Annotated in this window: 17 protein-coding genes and 1 riboswitch; of the genes, 11 read left to right on the top strand and 6 right to left on the bottom strand. The window is 72.6% G+C overall.

The genetic code is table 11. The features are described 5' to 3' along the window. On the bottom strand, positions 1–227 hold a 227-nt coding region (locus SNE206_RS30385), incomplete at its 3' end, for an acetyl-coenzyme A synthetase N-terminal domain-containing protein (protein WP_407916736.1). Positions 228–811: 584 nt separating this feature from the next. On the opposite strand from SNE206_RS30385, the gene SNE206_RS30380 reads away from it, so the two are divergent. The 3 genes from SNE206_RS30380 to SNE206_RS30370 all read left to right on the top strand — a co-directional run bounded on the left by SNE206_RS30380 (position 812) and on the right by SNE206_RS30370 (position 4,981). After that, complete coding sequence (locus SNE206_RS30380) at positions 812–1,663, top strand: TetR family transcriptional regulator (RefSeq protein WP_407916735.1); 852 nt, start codon at positions 812–814, stop codon at positions 1,661–1,663. Between the two features lie 734 nt (positions 1,664–2,397). Continuing rightward, positions 2,398–2,919 carry a nuclear transport factor 2 family protein gene (locus SNE206_RS30375; RefSeq protein WP_407916734.1) on the top strand — a complete coding sequence of 174 codons (522 nt, stop codon included), beginning with the start codon at positions 2,398–2,400 and terminating at the stop codon, positions 2,917–2,919. A 517-nt stretch (positions 2,920–3,436) separates the two neighbouring features. After that, complete coding sequence (locus SNE206_RS30370; RefSeq protein WP_407916733.1) at positions 3,437–4,981, top strand: ABC transporter substrate-binding protein; 1,545 nt, start codon at positions 3,437–3,439, stop codon at positions 4,979–4,981. Between the two features lie 106 nt (positions 4,982–5,087). On the opposite strand, the gene SNE206_RS30365 is transcribed toward SNE206_RS30370, so the two are convergent. Continuing rightward, positions 5,088–5,621, bottom strand: a complete 534-nt coding sequence (locus SNE206_RS30365) for an RrF2 family transcriptional regulator (protein ID WP_407916732.1) — start codon at positions 5,619–5,621, stop codon at positions 5,088–5,090. A 108-nt stretch (positions 5,622–5,729) separates the two neighbouring features. Here SNE206_RS30365 and SNE206_RS30360 point away from each other — a divergent pair, with 108 nt between their 5' ends. Both SNE206_RS30360 and SNE206_RS30355 read left to right on the top strand, forming a co-directional pair. Beyond that, on the top strand, positions 5,730–6,473 hold the full coding sequence (locus SNE206_RS30360) for an SDR family oxidoreductase (RefSeq protein WP_407916731.1): 744 nt from the start codon (positions 5,730–5,732) through the stop codon (positions 6,471–6,473). Positions 6,474–6,934: 461 nt separating this feature from the next. Beyond that, complete coding sequence (locus SNE206_RS30355; protein ID WP_407916730.1) at positions 6,935–9,178, top strand: carbohydrate binding domain-containing protein; 2,244 nt, start codon at positions 6,935–6,937, stop codon at positions 9,176–9,178. Between the two features lie 148 nt (positions 9,179–9,326). Here SNE206_RS30355 and SNE206_RS30350 read toward each other — a convergent pair whose 3' ends face one another. Together SNE206_RS30350 and SNE206_RS30345 are read right to left on the bottom strand one after the other, a co-directional pair. After that, positions 9,327–10,316: a site-specific integrase gene (locus tag SNE206_RS30350; RefSeq protein WP_407916729.1), complete on the bottom strand. Its 990-nt coding sequence runs from the start codon at positions 10,314–10,316 to the stop codon at positions 9,327–9,329. 167 nt (positions 10,317–10,483) lie between these two features. After that, on the bottom strand, positions 10,484–10,759 hold the full coding sequence (locus SNE206_RS30345; protein ID WP_407916738.1) for a helix-turn-helix domain-containing protein: 276 nt from the start codon (positions 10,757–10,759) through the stop codon (positions 10,484–10,486). Positions 10,760–10,821: 62 nt separating this feature from the next. Here SNE206_RS30345 and map point away from each other — a divergent pair, with 62 nt between their 5' ends. Beyond that, entirely contained in the window at positions 10,822–11,589 is a 768-nt protein-coding gene (gene map, locus SNE206_RS30340) for a type I methionyl aminopeptidase (RefSeq protein ID WP_407916728.1), read from the top strand. Positions 11,590–11,836: 247 nt separating this feature from the next. Here map and SNE206_RS30335 read toward each other — a convergent pair whose 3' ends face one another. Further along, positions 11,837–13,630, bottom strand: a complete 1,794-nt coding sequence (locus SNE206_RS30335) for an adenylyl cyclase (protein WP_407916727.1) — start codon at positions 13,628–13,630, stop codon at positions 11,837–11,839. Positions 13,631–14,482: 852 nt separating this feature from the next. On the opposite strand from SNE206_RS30335, the gene SNE206_RS30330 reads away from it, so the two are divergent. Further along, positions 14,483–16,681 (top strand): endo-1,4-beta-xylanase, encoded by a 2,199-nt coding sequence (locus SNE206_RS30330; RefSeq protein ID WP_407916726.1) that lies wholly within the window; start codon positions 14,483–14,485, stop codon positions 16,679–16,681. Between the two features lie 289 nt (positions 16,682–16,970). Then, positions 16,971–17,432, top strand: a complete 462-nt coding sequence (locus tag SNE206_RS30325; protein WP_407916725.1) for a hypothetical protein — start codon at positions 16,971–16,973, stop codon at positions 17,430–17,432. Positions 17,433–17,587: 155 nt separating this feature from the next. On the opposite strand, the gene SNE206_RS30320 is transcribed toward SNE206_RS30325, so the two are convergent. Continuing rightward, positions 17,588–17,929: a hypothetical protein gene (locus SNE206_RS30320; protein WP_407916724.1), complete on the bottom strand. Its 342-nt coding sequence runs from the start codon at positions 17,927–17,929 to the stop codon at positions 17,588–17,590. A 326-nt stretch (positions 17,930–18,255) separates the two neighbouring features. Between SNE206_RS30320 and SNE206_RS30315 the strand changes: the two genes are divergently transcribed. The 3 genes from SNE206_RS30315 to SNE206_RS30305 all read left to right on the top strand — a co-directional run bounded on the left by SNE206_RS30315 (position 18,256) and on the right by SNE206_RS30305 (position 20,430). Further along, complete coding sequence (locus tag SNE206_RS30315) at positions 18,256–18,816, top strand: hypothetical protein (RefSeq protein WP_407916723.1); 561 nt, start codon at positions 18,256–18,258, stop codon at positions 18,814–18,816. Positions 18,817–19,252: 436 nt separating this feature from the next. Then, positions 19,253–19,345: riboswitch (cobalamin riboswitch) on the top strand. Positions 19,346–19,410: 65 nt separating this feature from the next. Next, positions 19,411–19,635 (top strand): CbtB-domain containing protein, encoded by a 225-nt coding sequence (locus SNE206_RS30310; protein ID WP_407916722.1) that lies wholly within the window; start codon positions 19,411–19,413, stop codon positions 19,633–19,635. A gap of 21 nt (positions 19,636–19,656) precedes the next feature. Beyond that, complete coding sequence (locus SNE206_RS30305; RefSeq protein ID WP_407916721.1) at positions 19,657–20,430, top strand: CbtA family protein; 774 nt, start codon at positions 19,657–19,659, stop codon at positions 20,428–20,430. Positions 20,431–20,506: the final 76 nt, after the last annotated feature.

The following is a 20,506-nucleotide window of genomic DNA, read 5'->3' as shown; positions in this document are numbered from 1 at the left end:
GGGTTCGACCAGTCCAGGGTCTCGGTCGGCTCGGTGGCCCAGCTGAGGCGGCGTGCCTGCTCCGCCCAGAAGGCCAGCCGGTCCTCCGACGCCCGCCCGTAGGCGTCCGCGGTCACGTTGGCCGCCGCCGCCAGGCCGGCCGGGGGAGCGAACCGCGGCCCCGTCTTCTCGTCACCGGCGATCGAGGCGCCGACACCGGCCGTTCCGCCGTCCCGTGATGCAGACATGTCTACCCTCTTCTTCCCTCAGGTCCCTGCCCGGGTGTTCCTGCGCGATGCAGGGACCGCGGTGTGCCCGGCCCCGCGGCGGCGCGCAGTGCGTCGTCCGGGGCGCACGGGGCGCCGCCCGGACGGCGCTGCAGGGCGCTGCGGGAGATCCCGGCCTCGTCGGTGGACGCCACGCAGAGCCGCGTGGCCACGGGAATCCCGTGCGCGCCCGCGGACGGCGAGGCCATCTCCCCGCGTTCGTGCAGGGGACATGGCCTCCTGCCATCTCTGATGCGTGACATGTTGGTTAATTTACTTTGTAATCGAGTTCCAGTCCAGACGTCGGGGACCTCCGGAGGCAGCCGCCGGGGGACGGAACGCCCGGCCCCGGCGGATCCGTGTCGCACGACACGCGTCGCACGGCACGACAGCGCACGGTGCGCGTCGTGCGCTGTCGTGCGTTGTCGTGCACGATGCACCGACGGGCGGCGGCGGACGTCGACGGCAGGGCCGCGGCAGGAGCCGGACGTCCGTGACCTGCGGGTCCGCCCCGGCGATGCGCGCCCTGGTGGACCGGAACCTGCGTACGGAGTAAATTGACGATCATGTCAAGTGTCACGGAGCCGTCGGGCGGTCACGTTCCCCAGGCGATCATCGACGCGACCCTGCGGGCCGCACGCGCACGCGAGGTGCCCGTGGCCGACGTGACGTTGCGTGACATCGCCCACGAGGCCGGGATCTCCCGCAGCACCCTGCTCCGCCGGCTGGGCGGCACCCGGCACGCCCTGGACGAGGCACTGCGCGCCGCCGGTGTCGAACCGGGAGGACGCAAGCCGGTCCGGGAGCGCGCGATCGAGGCCACGGGCACCCTGATCAGCGAGCACGGGCTGGGAACGGTCACGTTCGAGCGCGTGGCGGCCGCGGCGGAGTGCTCCGTGCCCAGCCTCTACGTCACCTTCGGGGGGCGTGACGAGCTCCTCCGGGCGGTGTTCGACCGCTACAGCCCCATCGTCGACGTCGAGACGTTCCTGGCCGCGCCGCACGGCGACCTGGAGGACACCGTCCGCCGCCTCTACCGGCTCCTGGCCGACGCCCTGGAGCGCGAGCCGCGCGTCCTGCCGGCCCTCCTGGCCGAGGTCTTCGCCCGCCCCGGCGACGGGAACGTCCAGCTCGCCTTCCAAAGCCTCACGCCCCGGCTGCTGGCCGGCCTCGGGCAGTGGCTCGCCGGGGAGGCCGCCGCCGGCCGCATCCGGGATCTGCCCCCGATGCTGCTCATCCAGCAGATGACCGGCCCGGTCTTCCTGCACTTCCTGCTGCGTCCCGTCACGAGCCGGTTCGCCGCGGCCGACATGCCGGCGAAGGAGGACGCGGTCGAGACGTTCACGCACGCCTTCCTCCGGGCCGTCGCCCTGCCCGCGGCGGACGGCGGCGGCCCGCGGGAGCAGCCCGGGGGCTAGGGCGGGGCCGGACGCCGCGGCCTGTGCAGGGCCGCCGCCGGGCTGTCACGGGACGGCGGCGGCCCTGCAGGCACCGTAGGAGGAGTCGCCACAAACTGTCAACATTTTAACCCGGCGCGCCACGGCCGGCCTGCCGGGCACCGGAAAGGCCCGGCGCCGGTCTGCTCGGGCGCACGCCTCGGGTGGCTGCGTTCTTCCAGGTGGATCTGCGAGTGAAGCGGGAGGGGGCGCCGGGATCGGGCTCGCGGGGGGGCTGTCGACCTGCTCCGATGGCCTCGCCCCGGCCGGGGTTCGGCCGTCCGGCTCGGCGCAAAGTGTTGACATTCTTTCCGTGACTCCTGATGATGATGCCCAAGTCCGTCCACCTCGTCCGCCGGCCCCGTACCGTCGGCGGCGCGACGGGAGACGAACCGGATGCCCGACGGTCGAGGTGGACGGACTGTCGACGCCGTCACCCGCGGACCGACTCCCGACGGATGCCGCACGCACGCCGACACGTGCCGCTGCGACCCCGTGGCGCGGAGCCGCACGGCCTGCCCGACCGGCACGGGAAGCGGTACTCCTCCGCGGGCGCGCTTCCCGCCCCGGCCCCGTGTCGCCGCCGTCGGGGGCGCGTCGACGGTGCGACCGTGACGCGACGAACGTGACGCGACGAACGTCACGCGACGAACGAACGCCTCCGCTGCGAGCGGGGGCCCGACCCACTGGCGAGTTCTCAGAAGAGGAGCGCAATCATGGCTGACCAGGACAAGGCCGCCGTCATCGAGGTTCTGAACCTCTACGGTCTCGCACTCGACGCCCACCGCTGGGACCTGTTCGACCGGGTGTTCACGGAGGACGTGACGGCGGAGTTCGGTCCGGCCGGTGCCGCATGGACGGGCCTCGCCGAATTCAAGCGCTCCTTCGCCGAGTTCCACCTCCAGCTGGACAGCCACCAGCACACGATGATGGGCCACCTGGTGCACATCGACGGCGACACGGCCTACGCCTTCAGCTACGGAAACTGGCTGCTGGTGCGCGAGGCGGCCGAAGGCGGCCCGAGCTGGTCGGGGACGGGCTGGTACGACGACGAACTCGTCCGGACCGACGGCGGGTGGCGCATCCGGCGACGGGTCTGCCGGCTGATGGCCTGGAGCGGCAACCCCCTGGTCCCCGAGCCGAACGCCGAGCACAACCCCGACATGAAGACGAACGTGCTGCGTGAGCACAGCGAGGCGGGGAAGGTCGCCTACCTGAACGCGATCTCGGCGAAGTAGGTACGGAGGCCGCGCCCCCGGGCCGGCGCCGCAGGACGTCCGGCGGTCCGTGTCCGGGGGGACGGCGGCACGCTCCTCCTCGCAGGTGACCGCGAGGCCCCGGAAGCGGGCAGGCCACCGCCCCGCCGAGGACCCCCCACCGGCGCCCGCGAACGCGGCCGCCCCGCCGTCCTCCTCACCCCCACCCTCCCGTCGGCGCTCCGCACGGCCGGATCCGGACCCTCCGCCGCCCGGGACACCGGCGACGGCCTCGTCCGCGGCCGCGCCCACCCCAGGGCGGCCGCGCCCACCCATGGCGGCAGGGGCCGTCCCGCTCGCACCGTCCGCCCGCCCGCACCGCCCGCCCGCCCGCACCGTCCGCCCGTCCGCACCGCCCGCCCGCCCGGGGCTCCGGGCGGAGCCGGAAGGACCGCGGGCCCCGGCCGGCCGGAGCGCCGGCACCCGATGGGCCGTGCCGTGCCCGGCGCCACCCGCTGCCGCCGGTGCGGTCCCGCCACCTGCTCGGAAAAAGGAAACAATGCTGCCCGCGTTCCGAAGACTCCTGGCTGCGTTCTGCCTCGCGACGGCGCTGGCCTCCAGTGCCTGCAGCGGCCCCGACGCCGCCACCTCCGGATCGGACGGCCGGACGATCACCCTCGCCTCGCCGAGCGCGCTGTCCGACCTCGACCCCTACTCCTGCACCGGCGGCCAGGACCAGACCGTCCTGGGTGCCGTCTACGACACCCTGCTGCGGCAGGCGCCCGACGGCGGCTTCCAGCCCGCCCTCGCCGTCTCCTGGCGCTACGAGAGCCCCGTCCGGTTCACCCTCCAGCTGCGTACCGGCGCCACGTTCGCCGACGGGACACCGCTGGACGCCGAGGCGGTCAAGCGGAACCTCGACCGGGCCGCCGCCTCGACCGGCACCGCCACCGCGAACTTCGCCGCAGCGGTCCGCTCCGTCGCGACCGAGGGCCCGGCCCGCATCGCCGTCACCCTGCACCAGCCGTACCCGGACCTGCCGGCCGTGCTCGCGGGCTGCACCGGCATGATCGTCAACCCCGAGCGCCTGGTCACCCCCGAGACGCTGGCCTCCACCATGGACGGCTCCGGCCCGTACACCTACGACGCCGCCCGCAGCGAGCCCGGCACCCGGTACGTCTTCCACCGCAGGGCGGGCTACTGGGACGAGGGCTCCTACCCCTTCGACACCGCCGTCTTCGAGGTCATCCCCGACATCGACGCCGGGTACGAGGCCCTCGCCGCCGGCCGGGTCGACGTCGCCGCCGGCGCCTCCTCGGCCCTCCAGCGCGCCGGGCAGATCGTGCCGGCCTCCGTCCGGGGCCAGGACGTGCAGTACCTGGTCAACCTGCTCGACCGCGGGGGATCCCGGGTGCCCGCCCTCCGGGACGTGCGGGTCAGGCGCGCCCTCAACCTCGCGGTCGACCGCGGAGCCGTCAACACCCGGTTCTTCGCCGGTGCCGGACGCCCCACCGTCCAGATCGTCCCGCCGGGCGCAGCCGGCTACGACGCGGCCCTCGACGGCACCTACCCCCACGACGTCGTGAAGGCGAAGCAGCTCCTCACGCAGGCCGGACACCCGAACGGCTTCACCCTGACGGTGCTGTCCACCCAGAGCTTCAAGTGCGACGCCGTCCTGCAGTCGGTCGCCGCACAGTGGGCCGCGATCGGCGTCAAGGTCGAGAACGTCGTCAAGCCGTACGACGAGTACCTGCAGAGCCTGGCCAGCCAGATCTATCCCGCGGTGATCGTGCCCGTCCAGGGCACCCCGCCGTACACCGCGCTCGTCAACAACTTCGCCGAACGCAGCAAGCGCAACCCCTACCGCAGCACCGACGCCGTCTTCGCCGAGGCGCGCCTGCAGGCCCAGGACGCCACCAGCTCCGCGGCGGTGGACGGGCTGCACACCATGAACAGCCGGCTGATCGACCAGGCGTGGTACGTCGGCATCGGCACCAGCGCGGTGACGTGGCTCTACAACCCGAAGAAGGTCGAGAGCGTCCGCATGCAGGAGGGCGGATACAACCCCGGGCTCTACAACTGGCAGCCGGTACAGGGCGACTGACCCTGCGGCAGCCGCCCTTCGAGCACCGCGACGCACCGCGACGCACCCGGTACGCCGGGTGCGTCGCGGTCGTGGTCACGGTCGCGGGCGGCAGGGCCGCGCCGGGTCACCCGGTGCGGCCGGGCGGCCCGTCGTCCGGCCCTTCGGCCGGCCGGTGCGGGCCGGTGCCCGCGGTCAGCCAGACGCCGATCCCCGGAAGCGCGTCCGGTCCGCTGTCGTTCTCCACCGAGGCGGCGAGGTCGGCGATCGTGACCCCGGCGAGCGAGGCCCGCCAGGCGGCGTCGGCGGCCCCCATCGCCCGGGCGATGGGGCACGGCTTCGTGCACTGCTCCGGTGGTGTCGCGAACGGGCCGCGTTGGCGTATCTCGGTGCACACGAACGCCGGGGTCGCCCCGTCGACGGCCTGCACCACGTCCAGGAGGGTGATGTCGTGGGCCTCCCTGGTGATCGCGTAACCGCCGGTCTTGCCCTGGACCGAGCGCACCAGGCCCGCCCGGGAGAGCGCTTGCAGCTGCTTGGCCATGTAGCTGGGCGACACGTCGTGCAGCGCGGCAAGCCGGGCGGCCGGTACCGGCTCGCGGGCGGCCGTCAGCACCACGCAGCAGTGCAGTGCCCACTCGACACCGCCGGACAGTTTCATGTCGCCTCCCGGTTGACCCGGACATAGACTATCCGAGTACTATCTCGGACATTAGATATCCGGGTTTGCGTGCCAGGGGGAGCGCCGACCCACGAAGGAAGGCGCACCATGAAGATCACCGTCATCGGCACCGGCCTCATCGGCTCCCAGCTCGCCACCCGGCTGGAGGGCCTGGGCCACGACGTGACCACCGCGTCGCTGTCGTCCGGCGTCGACCTGCTCACCGGTGCCGGCCTCGACGCAGCCCTCGCCGGCGCGCACACCGTCGTCAACGTGACCAACAGCCCGACCTTCGACGAGCAGTCCGTCGCCTTCTTCCGCACCACCGTCGGCAACCTGCTCGACGCGGGTGTGCGGGCCGGCGTGCAGCACCAGGTCGTCCTGTCGATCGTCGGCGTGGACCAGGTCCCCGAGCTGGACTACTACCGCGCCAAGGTGCTGCAGGAGGAACTGCTGCGCGGCGGCCCCACCCCGTACTCGATCGTCCGCGCCACGCAGTTCTTCGAGTTCATGGAGCCCACGATGGGCTGGACCTCGGACGACAGCGCCGTCCGCCTGCCGGCCACCCCCATCCAGCCCGTCGCCAGCGCCGACGTGGTCGCCGCCCTCGCGGACGTGGCCACCGCCGCCCCCCTCGGTGGCATCCTCGACGTCGCGGGCCCCGACCGGTTCACCCTGGACGAGCTCGGGCGCCTCACCCTGGCGGCCCGGGGCGACGGGCGGCCGGTCGTCACCGACGACCGGGCCGGCCTGTTCGCCGCCGTCCGCGGCGACGTCCTCACCCCCGGGCCCGGTGCCCGCCTGGCACCCACCCACTACCGGGACTGGCTGAACGCGGCCCTCGCCGGCTGACCGCACCCGACCGCTGGAGCCCCCCGCCGAACGGCGCGGGGCTTCACGCGCGTCGGGACCCGTTCGGGGGCGGACGGGCAGACGTGGACGGCCGGGGGGCGTGGCCGCACGGCCGACGGAAACTATCTGAAAGAACTTGCAGAACGAAGTGTCGAAGCGGGCCCTCCGAGGGGCTTCCGCGGCTGGTCCCGGCGATGGAAGTGCCCAAATGCGCTAATTTTCCGGTGCGGAACGCGGGATTCCGCCTGGAAGCTCTTGCGCAAACTTGCGTCAAAACTCTTGACGGGCCGGGCCGGTGACGAGAAAGTCGTCGGCGGCTCACCCCCGTCAACGCCCGGCCCGCTGCTCGATCATGACGCAGCGGACCGCCGACGGGCTTCGGCATGCCGCCGCGCACAGCACGTGCGCCCCGCGGCCGGCCTGCACGTCCTGACGCCCACACCCCACCCAGGGAGTCGTCCATGCCCGAAAGATCCCGTCACCTCGCGAGCGGTGCACCCCGCACGGAACGCAGCCGGCCCAGGCGCGGCCCCGTCGGCCTGCTCGCCGCCGGCGCGCTGCTCGCCGGCGCCGTCCTGCCGGTCGCCTTCCAGGCCAGTGCCCAGGCCGCCTCCGCCCCCAACGGCGGCGACGTGATCGCGAACCTCTTCGAGTGGAACTGGAACTCGGTGGCGAGCGAATGCACCACCGTGCTCGGCCCCAAGGGCTACGGAGCCGTCCAGGTCGCCCCGCCCGCCGACTCGATCAAGCTGAGCGGCGCTCACCCCTGGTGGGAGGTCTACCAGCCGGTCTCCTACGGGCTGAACAGCCGGATGGGTACGGATGCGCAGTTCAGGGCCATGGTGACGGCCTGTCACAACGCGGGCGTGAAGGTCTACGCAGACGCCGTCATCAACCACACCGCCGGCGTCAACCAGAGCAGCACCAGCTCCTACGGCGGCGCGAGCTTCAGCCCGACCACCTACACCTACAACAACATCCCCTACAACAGCGCGGACTTCCACGGCTCCCCGCCGTGCCCCAACTCCAACCTGGCCATCAACGACTGGAACAGCGTCACCCAGGTCCAGGAGTGCCAGCTGGTCTCGCTGTCCGACCTGAACACCGAGTCGGACGGCGTCCGCGGCAAGATCTCCGGCTACCTGAACACCCTGGTCGACGCCGGCGTCGACGGCTTCCGCGTCGACGCCGCCAAGCACATCGCCCAGGCCGACATGACCAACATCCTGTCGCGCGTGCACGACACCGTCTGGGGCGGCCGGCCGTACGTCTACCAGGAGATCTTCCCCGGCAGCAGCGGCCAGCTCGCCCCGGCCGCCTTCGAGGGCAACGGCAGCGTCCTGGAGTTCACCTACGCCTCCAAGCTCACCCAGCAGTTCAACGGCAACATCGCCAACCTGAAGACCTTCGGGCAGAGCTGGGGCTTCGAGCCGAGCGACAAGTCCGCCGTCATGGTCACCAACCACGACCTGGAGCGCGACCAGACCACGCTCACCTACAACAGCGGCTCGAAGTACACCCTGGCCCACATCTTCCAGCTCGCCTGGAACTACGGCACGCCCCAGGTCTACTCCGGCTTCCGCTTCACCAACAAGGACGACTCCCCGCCGGCCGACGCCAACGGCTTCGTCACCGACGTCAACTGCTCGAACAACACCTGGACCTGCACCGACCGCAACCAGGGCATCGCCAACATGGTCGGCTGGCACAACGCCGCCAAGGGCCAGGCCGTCGCCAACTGGTGGGACAACGGCAGCAACGCCATCGCCTTCAGCCGCGGCAGCGCCGCCTGGGTCGCGATCAACAACGGCACCTCCGCCGTCACCCGGACCTTCGCCACCGGCCTCGCCGCCGGCACCTACTGCGACGTCATCCACGGCGACCTCACCGCCAGTGGCTCCTGCACCGGCGCGACCGTGACCGTCGACGCCTCCGGCAACGCCACCACCACCGTCAACGCCGGTGACTCCGTCGCCCTGCGCACCGGCGTCGGCGGCGTGACGCCCAGCCCGAGCGGCGACCCGACCGCCACCCCGACCGCCACCCCGACCGCCAGCCCGACCGCCTCGCCGACCGCCTCGCCGACCGGCGGCACCAACAGCGCGAGCGTGTTCTACAGCACCGACAAGAACTGGGCCGCCTACAACCTCCACTACGCCCCCACCGGCGGCACCTGGACCACCGTGCCCGGCGTCGCGATGACCGCCGCCTGCACCGGCTGGGTCAAGAAGACCGTCGACCTGGGCACCGCCACCGGCCTGGCCGCGACCTTCAACAACGGCTCCGGCACCTGGGACAACAACAACAGCGCCAACTACGCCCTGGGCACCGGCAACATCACCGTCAAGGGCGGCGTCGTCGGCAGCGGCGACCCGTGCACCGGCTCCACCCCCAGCCCGACCGCGACCGCCGCGTCGGCCGCCAACTTCGCCGTCAACGCCACCACCGTCGTCGGCCAGAACATCTACGTCGTCGGCAACAACGACACGCTCGGCAACTGGAGCCCGAGCAGCGCGCTGCTGCTCTCCTCCGCCGCGTACCCGGTCTGGAAGCTGAACGTGCCGCTCGCCGCCGGCACCTCCTTCGAGTACAAGTACATCCGCAAGGACGCCGCGGGCAACACCACCTGGGAGTCCGGCTCCAACCGCACCGCCACCATCCCGGCCTCCGGCCAGATCACGCTGAGCGACACCTGGCGCAACTGACCCCGAACCGTGGGGAGGGGCTGCCGCACCGGACCGGTGCGGCAGCCCCTCCGCGTGCTGCCGCACCACGACTGCCGCCGGTCCGGGCGCCCGACTCCGCTGCGGGGGAGGAGAGGACAGCCGAGTGGGGCAGGGTGGGAAGGGCCTGCTACACCGGGTCGGGACCGGAAGCCGGTGCGGTGGCACGGCGCAGGACGGCCACGCCGGGGAAACCGGCCGGTTCGAGTTCGATCGCGCGGCGAAGCTGCTCCATGCGCTCCGGCATCGGTTCCCAGCCGGGCTCCCCGGCCATGTCGGCGTTGAGGCTTCGGATCTCGCGGACGTAGGCCCGGGCCAGGCCCCGGAAGTGCAGCGGCATGCCGGGCCGGCTGCGGCCGCTGGGGGAGACGCTCACCCACAGGGCGGGGGTGGTCTCGTTCCCCGGGCCGTCGGGCTTCGCGGTGTCACGCACGACCAGGCGGCTGCGGACCGCCAGCCAGTGGCTCATCGCGGCCCGGGTCGGACCCGACAGCGCGACCGTCTCGATGGCCGGTTCGGCCCGTGGATCCCGGTGCTGGGGAAGCCGGGTGACCCGGATCCTGCCCCGGCGGAGTTCGACGTCGTCCACGCGCATGGTGCAGAGTTCGCCGGCGCGGCAGCCGGTGTCCATCACCGTGCCGATGATCGCGAGGATCCGGCTCCTGGCCTCGGACCGGCCCGGCCGGGCCGCGCGTTCCAGGTGGCCGAGGAGGATGCTGCGCGGGCGGGCGCCGACCACCGGGCGGAGGGCGACCTGCGCGGCGCGGTCCGGGAGCACGACGGTGATCCCGGCCCGGGCGCCGAGGATCTGCAGGCAGTCCGCCCGGACGTTCATGGACGCGGGCGAGGCCTGGTCCGGCCGTGCGGCGGGCTTCCGCCGGAGGAGGCCCAGCCCGGCCGCCCTCAGGTAGGCGGCGAGGGTGTCCGGCGCGAGCAGCCCGGTGAGGGATCCGGCGGCCGTCGACGGGATCTCGCCCCGCTCCAGGGCGGTGCGGAGCTCGCCGGCGACCCATCGCAGCTGCTTCGCCCGGGACTTGCCCGTGGGCGGTTCGCAGGCGCGCTCGACCACGGCGTTCAGCTCCTCGACCGAGGGAGCTGCTGCTGACGGGACGTCTGCCATGGTGGCCACCCTAAGCGGTCGGCTCTCGAAGTCCTTCGAGAGCCGACGTGAGAGTCCGAGCCGTGCCGAGAAGTGATCGGCGATCTGGTGCCGTGCGGCGAAGGCCGGTGTCGCCGTGCCACGTCAGGAGCATCGGCTTCCTCGCCCGGACAGCGCGGGTCCGACGTTCACGCCGACATGGCCCGCCCGTCGTGGCCGGCGTCCTCCGCGCAGGCGGCGGCCAGGTCGTCCAGCGACAGGCCCAGCGCGTGGGCCAGGGCCGCCACGGTGAAGAAGGCCGGGGTCGGGGCCCGGCCGGTCTCGATCTTGCGGAGTGTTTCCGCCGACACCCCGGCCGCCGCTGCCACGTCCACCATGCTGCGGTCACCGCGGGCCTGGCGGAGCAGGGCACCGAAACGCTCTCCGCGTTGCCGCTCCTGCGGACTCAAGGGAACTCTCACCATGCCCGTGATACTAATACCGGTATAAGTATTGGGCAGCAGCGCCTCGCGGGGAGTCACGACACATGGTGGAGATCAAGACCGACACGGCACTGGAGACGATGCGAGAAGCCGGACGCGTCGTGGCCCACGCACTCGCAGCCGCCCGCGCGGCGGCAGCCGTGGGAGTCCGCCTGCGCGAGCTCGACGAAGCCGCCCGCAGCGTTCTCGCCAAGGCCGGGGCGCGCTCTCCGTTCCTGGGCTACCAGCCCTCCTTCGCCCCCGTCCCCTTCCCCGCCGTGATCTGCGCCTCCGTCAACGACGCCGTCGCGCACGGCATCCCCGACGACTACCGCCTGCGCGACGGCGACCTGGTCAGCATCGACTGCGGAGCCGAACTCGACGGCTGGACCGGCGACGCCGCGATCAGCTTCACCGTCGGCACCCCCCGCCCCGCCGACCTCGCACTCATCGCCGCCACCCAGCAGGCCCTGGACGCCGGCATCGCCGCCGCCACCACCGGCCGTCGCATCGGCGACATCTCCCACGCGATCAGCACGGTCGCCCGTACGGCCGACTGCGGCATGCCGGCCGACTTCGGCGGCCACGGCATCGGCCGTCAGATGCACGAAGACCCCCACGTCCCCAACCACGGACGACCCGGCCGCGGCTACCCCCTGCGCCACGGCCTCACCCTCGCCCTCGAACCCATGCTCATGGCCGGAGGCCGCAACGACTACTGCACCGACCCCGACGGATGGACCCTGCGCACGATCGACGGCAGCCGAGCCGCCCACATCGAACACACCATCGCCATCACCGAGGACGGCCCCCGCATCCTCACCCTGCCCTGACCCCGAATCCGCTCGCACGCGGCGGCTGGACGGAGCCAGCCAATAACTGGCCTGGGGCGCCCGTCGTCCGCTCGGGCCCGCAGCGTGGTGACCGCCGTACCCGGCTCACCCCGCCGTGACGGCCGCCGTCCTTCGGCGCCTGGAGGAGGGGCGCCCGCACGCGCGAGCACCCGCCCCGGGTCTTCCGCGGCTGGTGCTCGCGCGTGCGGGGCGGTGCCGGGAGACCCGGCACCGCCCCGGTGGTGCGTCAGACGGTGGCGACACCGTTCGAGTAGCTCTTCATGAAGTAGGTGGCGAAACCGTTCTGCACCGGGTCGCCGCTGTTGTTGGCGCAGTGCAGGATGCCTCCGCCGCCGGGGCCGTTGAGGCAGACGGTCATCAGGTCGGTGAGGACGACACCGGGGGTGTCGGGCACCTCGTAGGCCCGGTCGGTGTAGATGTCGGCCTGCAGGTTGAAGAAGCAGTAGCTGCCCAGGCCCCACGCGTGGTGGTCGGTGACGGAGTCGGCGACCTTGTACGCCGCGTAGCCGCGGGTGCTGCCGCGGACCCAGGCGGACTGGGTGGGGACGTCGTAGGGGTGCTCGTTCTGGAAGAAGTAGGTGCGGCCGTGGTTGCCCTTCCAGAGCACCTCGTGCTTCTGGAAGTGCTCGACGAACAGGCCGTAGACGGTGACCCGGTCGCCGTTGACGAGGAAGCCGGTACCGGCGGGGTTGACCGACCAGCCGACGCTGCCGTCGAGGCCGTGGTCGGCGCGCCAGATCCAGACGTGGTCGACGATCACGTCGTTGCTGTCGATCCGGATGCCCACCTCGGTGCCGCCGGGCACGAAGCCGCCGACGCGGACGAAGACGTCGAACAGCACGGTGGGACGGTCGGAGTGCTTCTTCCGGCTGCGGCCGTCCCCGACGCTGAGCAGGACGGAGGACCCGACGGAGGCGGTTTCGAGGAGCACGCCGGCGATGGAGACGTCGTCGACGTCGGCCACCTCGACGAGCGAGTTGCCGTTGACGGCCTGGAGGGTGGCCAGGCCCAGGCCGAGGACGACGGTGCCGGGCCGGTTCACCTCCAGCGGGGCGGAGAGCCGGTAGACGCCCGGGGTGAACAGCAGGTGCTCGCCCCGGGAGAGGGCGTGGTTGAGGGTTCTGGCGGAGTCGCCGGGCCGGGCCACGTGGAAGCGGGACAGCGGGATGCTGTGCCCGGCGGTCCTGCCGGAGGCCCAGGTGGTGCCGGTGGAGTTGCGGCGCAGGGCCGGGACGAAGACGTGGTAGGCGCCGTGGGCGTCCACGGTGAGGTACGGCTTCTCCCGGACGACGGGGGTGCGGTCGACCGTGGTCATCGGAGGGGCGGGGAAGCTCTGGGCGGGGGCGCCCTGGGTGCCGACGAAGACCATGTTCCAGTTGGAGCCCGTCCAGCTGCCGAAGGTGTCGTTGCGGGAGAGCCACTGCTGCTGCGAACCCGACTCGACCTGGCCGTCCACCCGGCTGTCGGCGAGGAATCCGCCGCTGGACCAGCGGTTGCCGGGCGGGCTGGGCCACAGGGTCATGTTGCCCTTGACGTGGGTGCGGCGCATCGGGGCCGCCTGGGAGACCGCCCAGCGCTCCAGGCCGTCCGGCGGGACGATGCAGAGGTTCTCGGCGGCCCGCCAGAAGTTCTGGGTGCCGTTGCCCTCGAACCACTGCGCGTCGGACGTGACGTGGCCGTTGATCACCACGTCGTCGGGGCTGTCGCCCAGGCCGAGCACGTGCGTGTAGAAGCCGACGTTGATGTCGACGTTGTAGGTGCCCGGCTTGAACGCCAGGGCGTACCGCTCGGAGCCGAACTGGTTGGACTCCTGGATCCTGAACACGGCGTCGACCTGGGCCTGGATGGCCGCGTCGCCCATGGAGGGATCGAAGACCAGGACGTTGGCGCCCAGGTCGGTGGTCCCGTGGTGGCCCGGCGCGGCGGAGGCCGGACCGGTCGCAAGGGTGCCGACCACGGGCAGTGCGGCGGCGACCGCGGCACCGCGGAGTACGGTCCGGCGGTTCGGGGTGACAGACATGACTCTCCCTGACGTGGTGGATGGGGAGGGGGCCGGGCAGGTCCTCGATGGGCTGAGAGCGCTCTCTCGCGGGAGGAAGTGAAACACCGGGGCCATGCGGCGTCAATAGGGTGCAGACGCCGGGCGTTTCGTCCGGGGTTCCGTGTTCACTTGATGAAGGAGCGCTGGCGGGCCCGCTGCCGGATGCGCGACAGAAGGTGACGGAAGTGTCGAACCACCCCGCGGGCAAGGTTTCCTGACTCAAAGTCTTGACGGCTGCACGTGCCGCGGGCGACGGTTGGACCTGCTCGGCCGACCTCACATCATCCCGACCGCGGAGACGAGGCATGTGCGTACGGTGCAGGCCTCGGCCGTCGTGCGGCTCCGGCGCGTCGACAGGCCCCCGCCGCAGCCCGCGGGCGCGTGCGCACGGCGGCAGGTGAGGGTCTGACGGCCCGTCGTCGATGAGGGCCGGTCCGTCGGCCGACTGCCCGGCGCGATGATCTCGCCCGGCCGCCCGGCCGCCCGGCCGCCCGGTCGCCCGCGCAGGGGCCGGAGGTGTTCCCCGCGTTCCAAGGGGCTGTGGAGCGTGCAGGGTGACGGATCCTCACCGGCGTCCAAGGCCGGCCGGATCGGCCGCCGGCCCTGTGGCTCTGCGGCCCTGTGGCCCGACGCATTGCCGGTGGGACGCGTTGCTCCTAGGATCTGGGCGGTCATGCCTCTGCCAACCACGCTGGTGTCCGGCGCGGGAAGTGCGGGAGGTACTGCGGCGCATCGCCGCTCCCACGCGCCGGGCTCGTGCCGGCGCGGTCCAGGCAGCCCCGTGCTCTTCGCCGGTGGCCCACGTGCGTCCACAGACAAGGATCCGACCGCATGCCCCCTTCCTCATCCCGCCCCCGCGCGGTCGCGCTGCTGCCGGGCCTGTGCGCGGTCCTGGCCGCAGTGCTCTGCCTGGCCCTCTCGGCGGGTGCCGCGCCCGCCCGCGCCGACTCCGTCCCGGTCACCGACCTCGGCAGCGACTTCGAGACCGGCACGGCCCAGGGCTGGACCGCCCGCGCCTCGGAGACCGTCGCGGTCTCCACCGCCGCGGCCCACCAGGGCACCGGCAGCCTCGCGGTGACCGGCCGCACCGCCAGCTGGCAGGGCGCCTCGCTGAACCTCCTGGGAACCCTGCAGCCCGGCACGGCGTACACCCTCACGGTGTGGGTGCGCCTCGCGGCGGGCGAGTCCGCGACCCCGGCGCGGCTGTCGATGGAGCGCCAGTCCGGCGGCACCACCAGCTACGAGACGGTGGCCTCCGGTGTCACCGCCACCGCCGACGGCTGGGTGAAGCTCAGCGGCACCTACACCCTGGCCGGTTCCCCGACCGTCCTGAAGGCGTACGTGGAGACGGCGAGCGGCACCCCGTCCTTCCACATCGACGACTTCACCCTGACCCATCTGCCGTCCGTACCCGTGCAGCAGGACATCGCGTCGCTGAAGGACGTGCTGGCGGCGGACTTCACCGTCGGTGCCGCGGTGACCCCCGCGGAGATCACCGGCGACCACGCCGCGCTGCTGACGAAGCACTTCGGCTCCGTGACCCCCGGCAACTCCATGAAGTGGGACGCGACCGAGCCCACCGAGGGCGCCTTCCGCTACACGGACGCCGACGCCGTCGTGGACTTCGCCGCCGCCGCCGGGATCCAGGTCCGGGGCCACACCCTGGTGTGGCACCAGCAGACCCCGGCCTGGGTCTTCCAGGACGCCGCGGGCAACGCCATGACCGCCACCCCGGAGAACAAGGCGCTGCTGCTCTCCCGCCTGGAGCAGCACATCAAGGCGGTGGCAGGCCACTACAAGGGCAAGCTCTCCGCCTGGGACGTCGTCAACGAGGTCATCGACGAGACCCAGTCCGACGGCCTGCGGCGCAGCCCGTGGTACCAGATCGCCGGCCCCGACTACATCGCCGACGCCTTCCGTGCCGCGCGCCAGGCCGACCCCGGGGCCGAGCTGTGCATCAACGACTACAACACCACCGTGCCCGCCAAGCGGCAGGCGCTGTACAGCCTGGTGAGCAGTCTCCGGGCGCAGGGCGTGCCGGTGGACTGCGTCGGCCACCAGATGCACGGCAACATCGACTGGCCCTCCGCCTCGGACACCACCGCGACCATCGAGCAGTTCGCCGCGCTCGGCGTCGACCAGCAGGTCACCGAGATGGACGTCAGCGTCTACACCGACAGCACCTCGTCCTACACCACCATCCCCGACAGTGCGCTGACCAAGCAGGCCGCCGAGTACAAGGCCCTCTTCGCGGTGTACCGCAGCCACCGGGACGCCATCAGCTCGGTGACGCTGTGGGGGCTCGCCGACGACAACACCTGGCTGAACTCCTTCCCCGTCAACCGGCTGGACGCGCCGCTCCTCTTCGACCGGCAGCTCCAGGCCAAGGCGGCCTACTGGGCGGTGGTGGGTGACGGCACCCCGACGACCCCGCCGCCCGGTGACGTCCAGGCCCCGTCGGTGCCCTCCGGGCTGACCGTCCGGGCGACCACCGCCTCCGGCGCCACCCTCACCTGGACGGCGTCCACCGACGACACCGGGGTCACCGGGTACGACGTCTACCGCGACGGCACCAGGGTCGCCACCGCCACCGCCACCTCCCACACCGACAGCGGGCTGACGGCCTCCACCGCCTACCGCTACACCGTCCGAGCCCGGGACGCGGCGGGCAACGTCTCCGCGGACTCCGCCGCCGTCACGGCCACCACCGCCGCCGCGCCCACCGGAGGCGGCTGCACCGCGACCTACCGGGTGGACAGCGACTGGGGGAGCGGGTTCGTCGCCACGGTCTCGGTCGTCGGCACCGGCACCACCGCCACCACGTCCTGGCAGGTCACCTGGACCTGGGGCGGCGACCAGAAGGTGGTCAACGCCTGGAACGCCACCGCGGCCCAGAACGGGGCCTCCGTCACGGCCGCGGCCATGAGCTACAACGGCACCCTGGCCCCCGGCGCCGGCACCTCCTTCGGCTTCCAGGGCAGCAGGGGCAGCAGCAACCCGGCACCCGTGCTCACCTGCACCGCCTCCTGAGACCGTCCGCCGTCCGACCGCAGCACACCGCGCCGCAGCACTGCGTACGCCCGCGCCACTGTGCACCGCAGCACTGCGCACGCCCGCACCGCCGGGTACGACCCGGCCGACCCGGCCGCCCCGGACGCATCCACCGCGTCCGGGGCGGCCGGCGCCGACCGAGCGCCGACCGGGCACGAGGCGGTCAGCCCTGGTAGGGAATTCAGCCCGGAGTCCTTTGGCCGGGGTGGGCCTGAGCGGGGCAGGCCGGCCGGGTTTGGCGCCACAGCCGGGTCGGGATACCGATGGTATGGAGAGCTGGGGGGCTTTGGCGGCCGCTGTCGTCGGCGCGGCCATCGCGTTGATGGGGCAGTACTTGGCGAAGCGCAGGGACGAGCGGGTGAAGGCGACGGAACTGCTGCTCAACTCCTGTGCCGAAGTTGCGGCATCGTGCAGTGATCTGCTCCACCGGGTGTGGGAGGAGCGCGAGCTCGGTGTCCCCGGCCGCGTGGAGGGGTGGGACCTGGGTGGACACCGACTGGCCACGGCGCGCATCCGGATCCTCTCCGGTGACCCGGGCCTCATCGCCGCCTCCGAGGAGGTGAACACCGCCGGTCAGGCACTCAGTTCGTACTGGCGTAAGGGGGAAGTCGACGACGCCGAGTTCCAGGTGCGCCGTGACCGCTACCGGACGGCGATGGACGCCTTCGTGCGCACCAGCGGCCGGGCGGTCCGTCTGCGGGCCGGGGGCCCCGCCCGCCCCGCGCTGTGAGCCCCGGTACGCCGTACGAGCGGGCCGGAAGGTGGAAGCGGTGCCAGGTGCCGGTGACCAGATGCCGGTGAAAGGCGTGCTGCGCCGCTGTGCGGCCTGGTGCGGAGCGGTCGGCCCCGTCCGGCGCTCGGCCCCGGGCATGCCGGTCGATGGCGTCAGGGCCGTTCGTCGTGATGCCCGCACACCCAGGCCAGCGCCGTGTAGGTGCCCAGCACCGCATCCGCGTCCGGGCCCGGGTCCACGCCCGTGCGGATCCGTACCTCTGCGGCCTGGCACTCCGCAAGCAGCTGCGAGCGGCACGGCCCCGGCAGTCCCATCGCCTCGTCCCCTGTCACGGGCGCCAGGGCCCGGGTGCCCACCGCCCACCGGTAGGCGTGCAGCAGGCCCTGCTCGAAGGCCGTCCAGGGCCGGCGGCACGTGCTGAGCTCCTCCAGCGCGGCGAACACCTCGTCGGCCGTACGCACCCCCACCACCAGTGTCATGCCCTCGGTCGTCATAGCCATGACGCTACGGGCGGGTGGAACCGTACGTCCGGTCCTGATCCGCCGGCCGGAGGAACAGTGGCGAGCGCCGGTCCCGGACGCGACCCGGGATCGGCGCCTCGTGCCGTGTCACGGGCAGCTGACTGACGATGCGTCAGGACGCGTTCCCCGCCGTGCAGTCGGCCGGTTCCGGCCCGGCGGCGAGACCGCGGTGCCGGAGTCCGCGGACGGGGCCGGTGCCGGGAGCTGCGCCTTTTTGTTCCCGGTCCGGATCGGGTCCACCTCACAGGTGGATTTCGGGCAAGGTGAGGATTGCCTCACTGCCACTACGCTGCCGCTCCATGGAGTCACTGCGGACGCTTCTGGAGGCCGTGCTCGTCGACGGCCGCGCCGACCTGCCCGGTGAGGACGACGGAGTCGTCAGTCTGTCGCTGGAGGCGCTCGTCGCCCTGTGGGGGGCCGCACGGGCCCGTGACCGCATGGACGGCATCGCCTCACCGTGTCCGGAGCGCACATGGGTCGAAGCCGAGAGCAGCGGTACGATGCGGGCCGTCCTGAGGGTGGGCGGGTGCCGGTACCGCGTCGACGTCCTCGGCCGTGTCGACACCCTGTGCTTCGTGGCGGGCTGCCCGAACGACTCGATCGGCCCCCGTCCGCTCCAGACCTGCGAAGGTCATCTCGACCATCCCGGGCACGCCCCGCACACCACCGCTCCCGACCCGGTCGGACTCACCGTCGAACGCGTCCGCGCCTGGCGTGAGCGCACCGACCTCGCGCGTGAGCAGCTGTACGACGACGAGGCGCTGCTCGGCAACTGGGAGGCCGTCGTGGAACGGCTGGTGCAGCGGACCCCGGAAACCTTCGGCCCCCGGGAGCCCCTCGGCCCCGGCCTCGGAGCCTGACCGGCGCCCGGACTCCTGCGCGGTGGAGGCGCCCGAGGAGGGCCGGGTGGTGCGCCACCGCCTGAACGTGCCCGGGACCGCCGGTCCGCTCACAGCGCCGGCACCCGGCACCCGTCGGTCGACGGCCGCACGGCCGCACGGCTGCTCGGTGGACCCGGTCGTGCGGGCGGTGTGCGGGCGGGGGTGCGGCAGTCCATCGTCGTCGAACCGGTCTCGTGCGGCAGCCCCGGCCGTCGCCGTTGAGATCAACGTCACCAGCGTCGCTGTCCCCGCCTCTGCGCTCTCGCCCGACGGCGTCAACTTGCCGACCCTGAAGTTGAATTGACATGAGATCGGCTTTCGCGGGGCGCGCAGGGGCGGAATCCGCCCCGTGCGTACGCCCTTGGCCGACCCGGCGCCAGGCGGTACGGTCTCGGACGATGTGACGACGGTGCGAGGAAGCCGGTGAGACTCCGGCACGGTCGCGCCACTGTATGCCCGTCCGGCATCGTGCACCCCCGCGGGGGCACGGGCCGGGGGTGAGTCAGACCCTGCACCGTCGTCAGAGCTCCAAAGACCGGGACGCGCATTTTCCCCCCAGGAGGTTTGACAGCCATGGCTTCGTCCACTGTTTCCCCGATTTCCTCTCCCGGCGAGGGCGGCCTCACGGCCATCCCCGTCCGTGCGGTCCTGCCCTGGGCCCTGTTCTTCGGCATCCTCATGCTCGTGGTGATCTACTTCGTCGGCGCGGAGCAGGGCGCCACCGCGCTCATCTCCGGCGAGGACGTCCACGAATGGGTGCACGACGGACGGCACCTGCTCGGCTTCCCCTGCCACTGAGCAGCAGAGGAAGAACGCGCCATGAACTCCGCAACCGTCCGCACCCTGCTCCTGCGCGGGATGATCGCCGGCCTCGCCGCCGGTCTCCTCGCGCTCGTCACCGCCTACCTGCTCGGCGAGTCCAAGGTGGACGCCGCCATCGGATTCGAGGGGGGCCACGCCGCCGAACACGGCATGGCCGGCCACGGCGAGGAGGTGGAACTCGTCAGCCGCTCGCTGCAGTCCACGGCCGGCCTGGCCACCGGCATCCTGCTCTTCGCCATTGCCATGGGCGGCATCGCCGCCCTCGCCTACTGCTTCGCCCTCGGCCGGATCGGCCGCTTCGGCGCCCGGGCGACGGCACTGATCGTCTCCCTCGCCGCCCTGGTGACCGTCTACCTCGTGCCGTTCCTCAAGTACCCGGCCAACCCGCCGGCCGTCGGCGACCCCGACACCATCGGCAGGCGCACCGTCCTGTACTTCCTGCTGCTGGTGCTCAGCGTGCTGCTGGCGGTCGCGGCGGTCATCGTCGGCAAGAGCCTGGCGCCGCGCCTGGGCACCTGGTACGCCACGGTCGTGGCGGGCGCCGGCTTCGTCCTCGCCGTGGGTCTCGCCTACGCGTTCCTGCCGGCCGTCAACGAGGTGCCCGAGGAGTTCCCGGCCGGCCTGCTGTGGCAGTTCCGCCTCGCGGCCCTCGCCATCCAGCTCGTCCTGTGGACCTCCTTCGGCCTGGTGTTCGGTGAGCTCGCCCAGCGTGTGCTCGAACCGGCTCCGGCCACCGCGAAGGCCGCGGCCCGGGTCGCCACGGCCCCGTAACGGCCGGAGCACTCGCACCGTGCGGCCCGTCCCGGACACCGGGGCGGGCCGCACGGCGTCGGGGCCGTACGGCCCG

This window comes from Kitasatospora sp. NE20-6, assembly GCF_045862635.1.
This window is presented reverse-complemented; position numbering and strand designations above follow the sequence as displayed.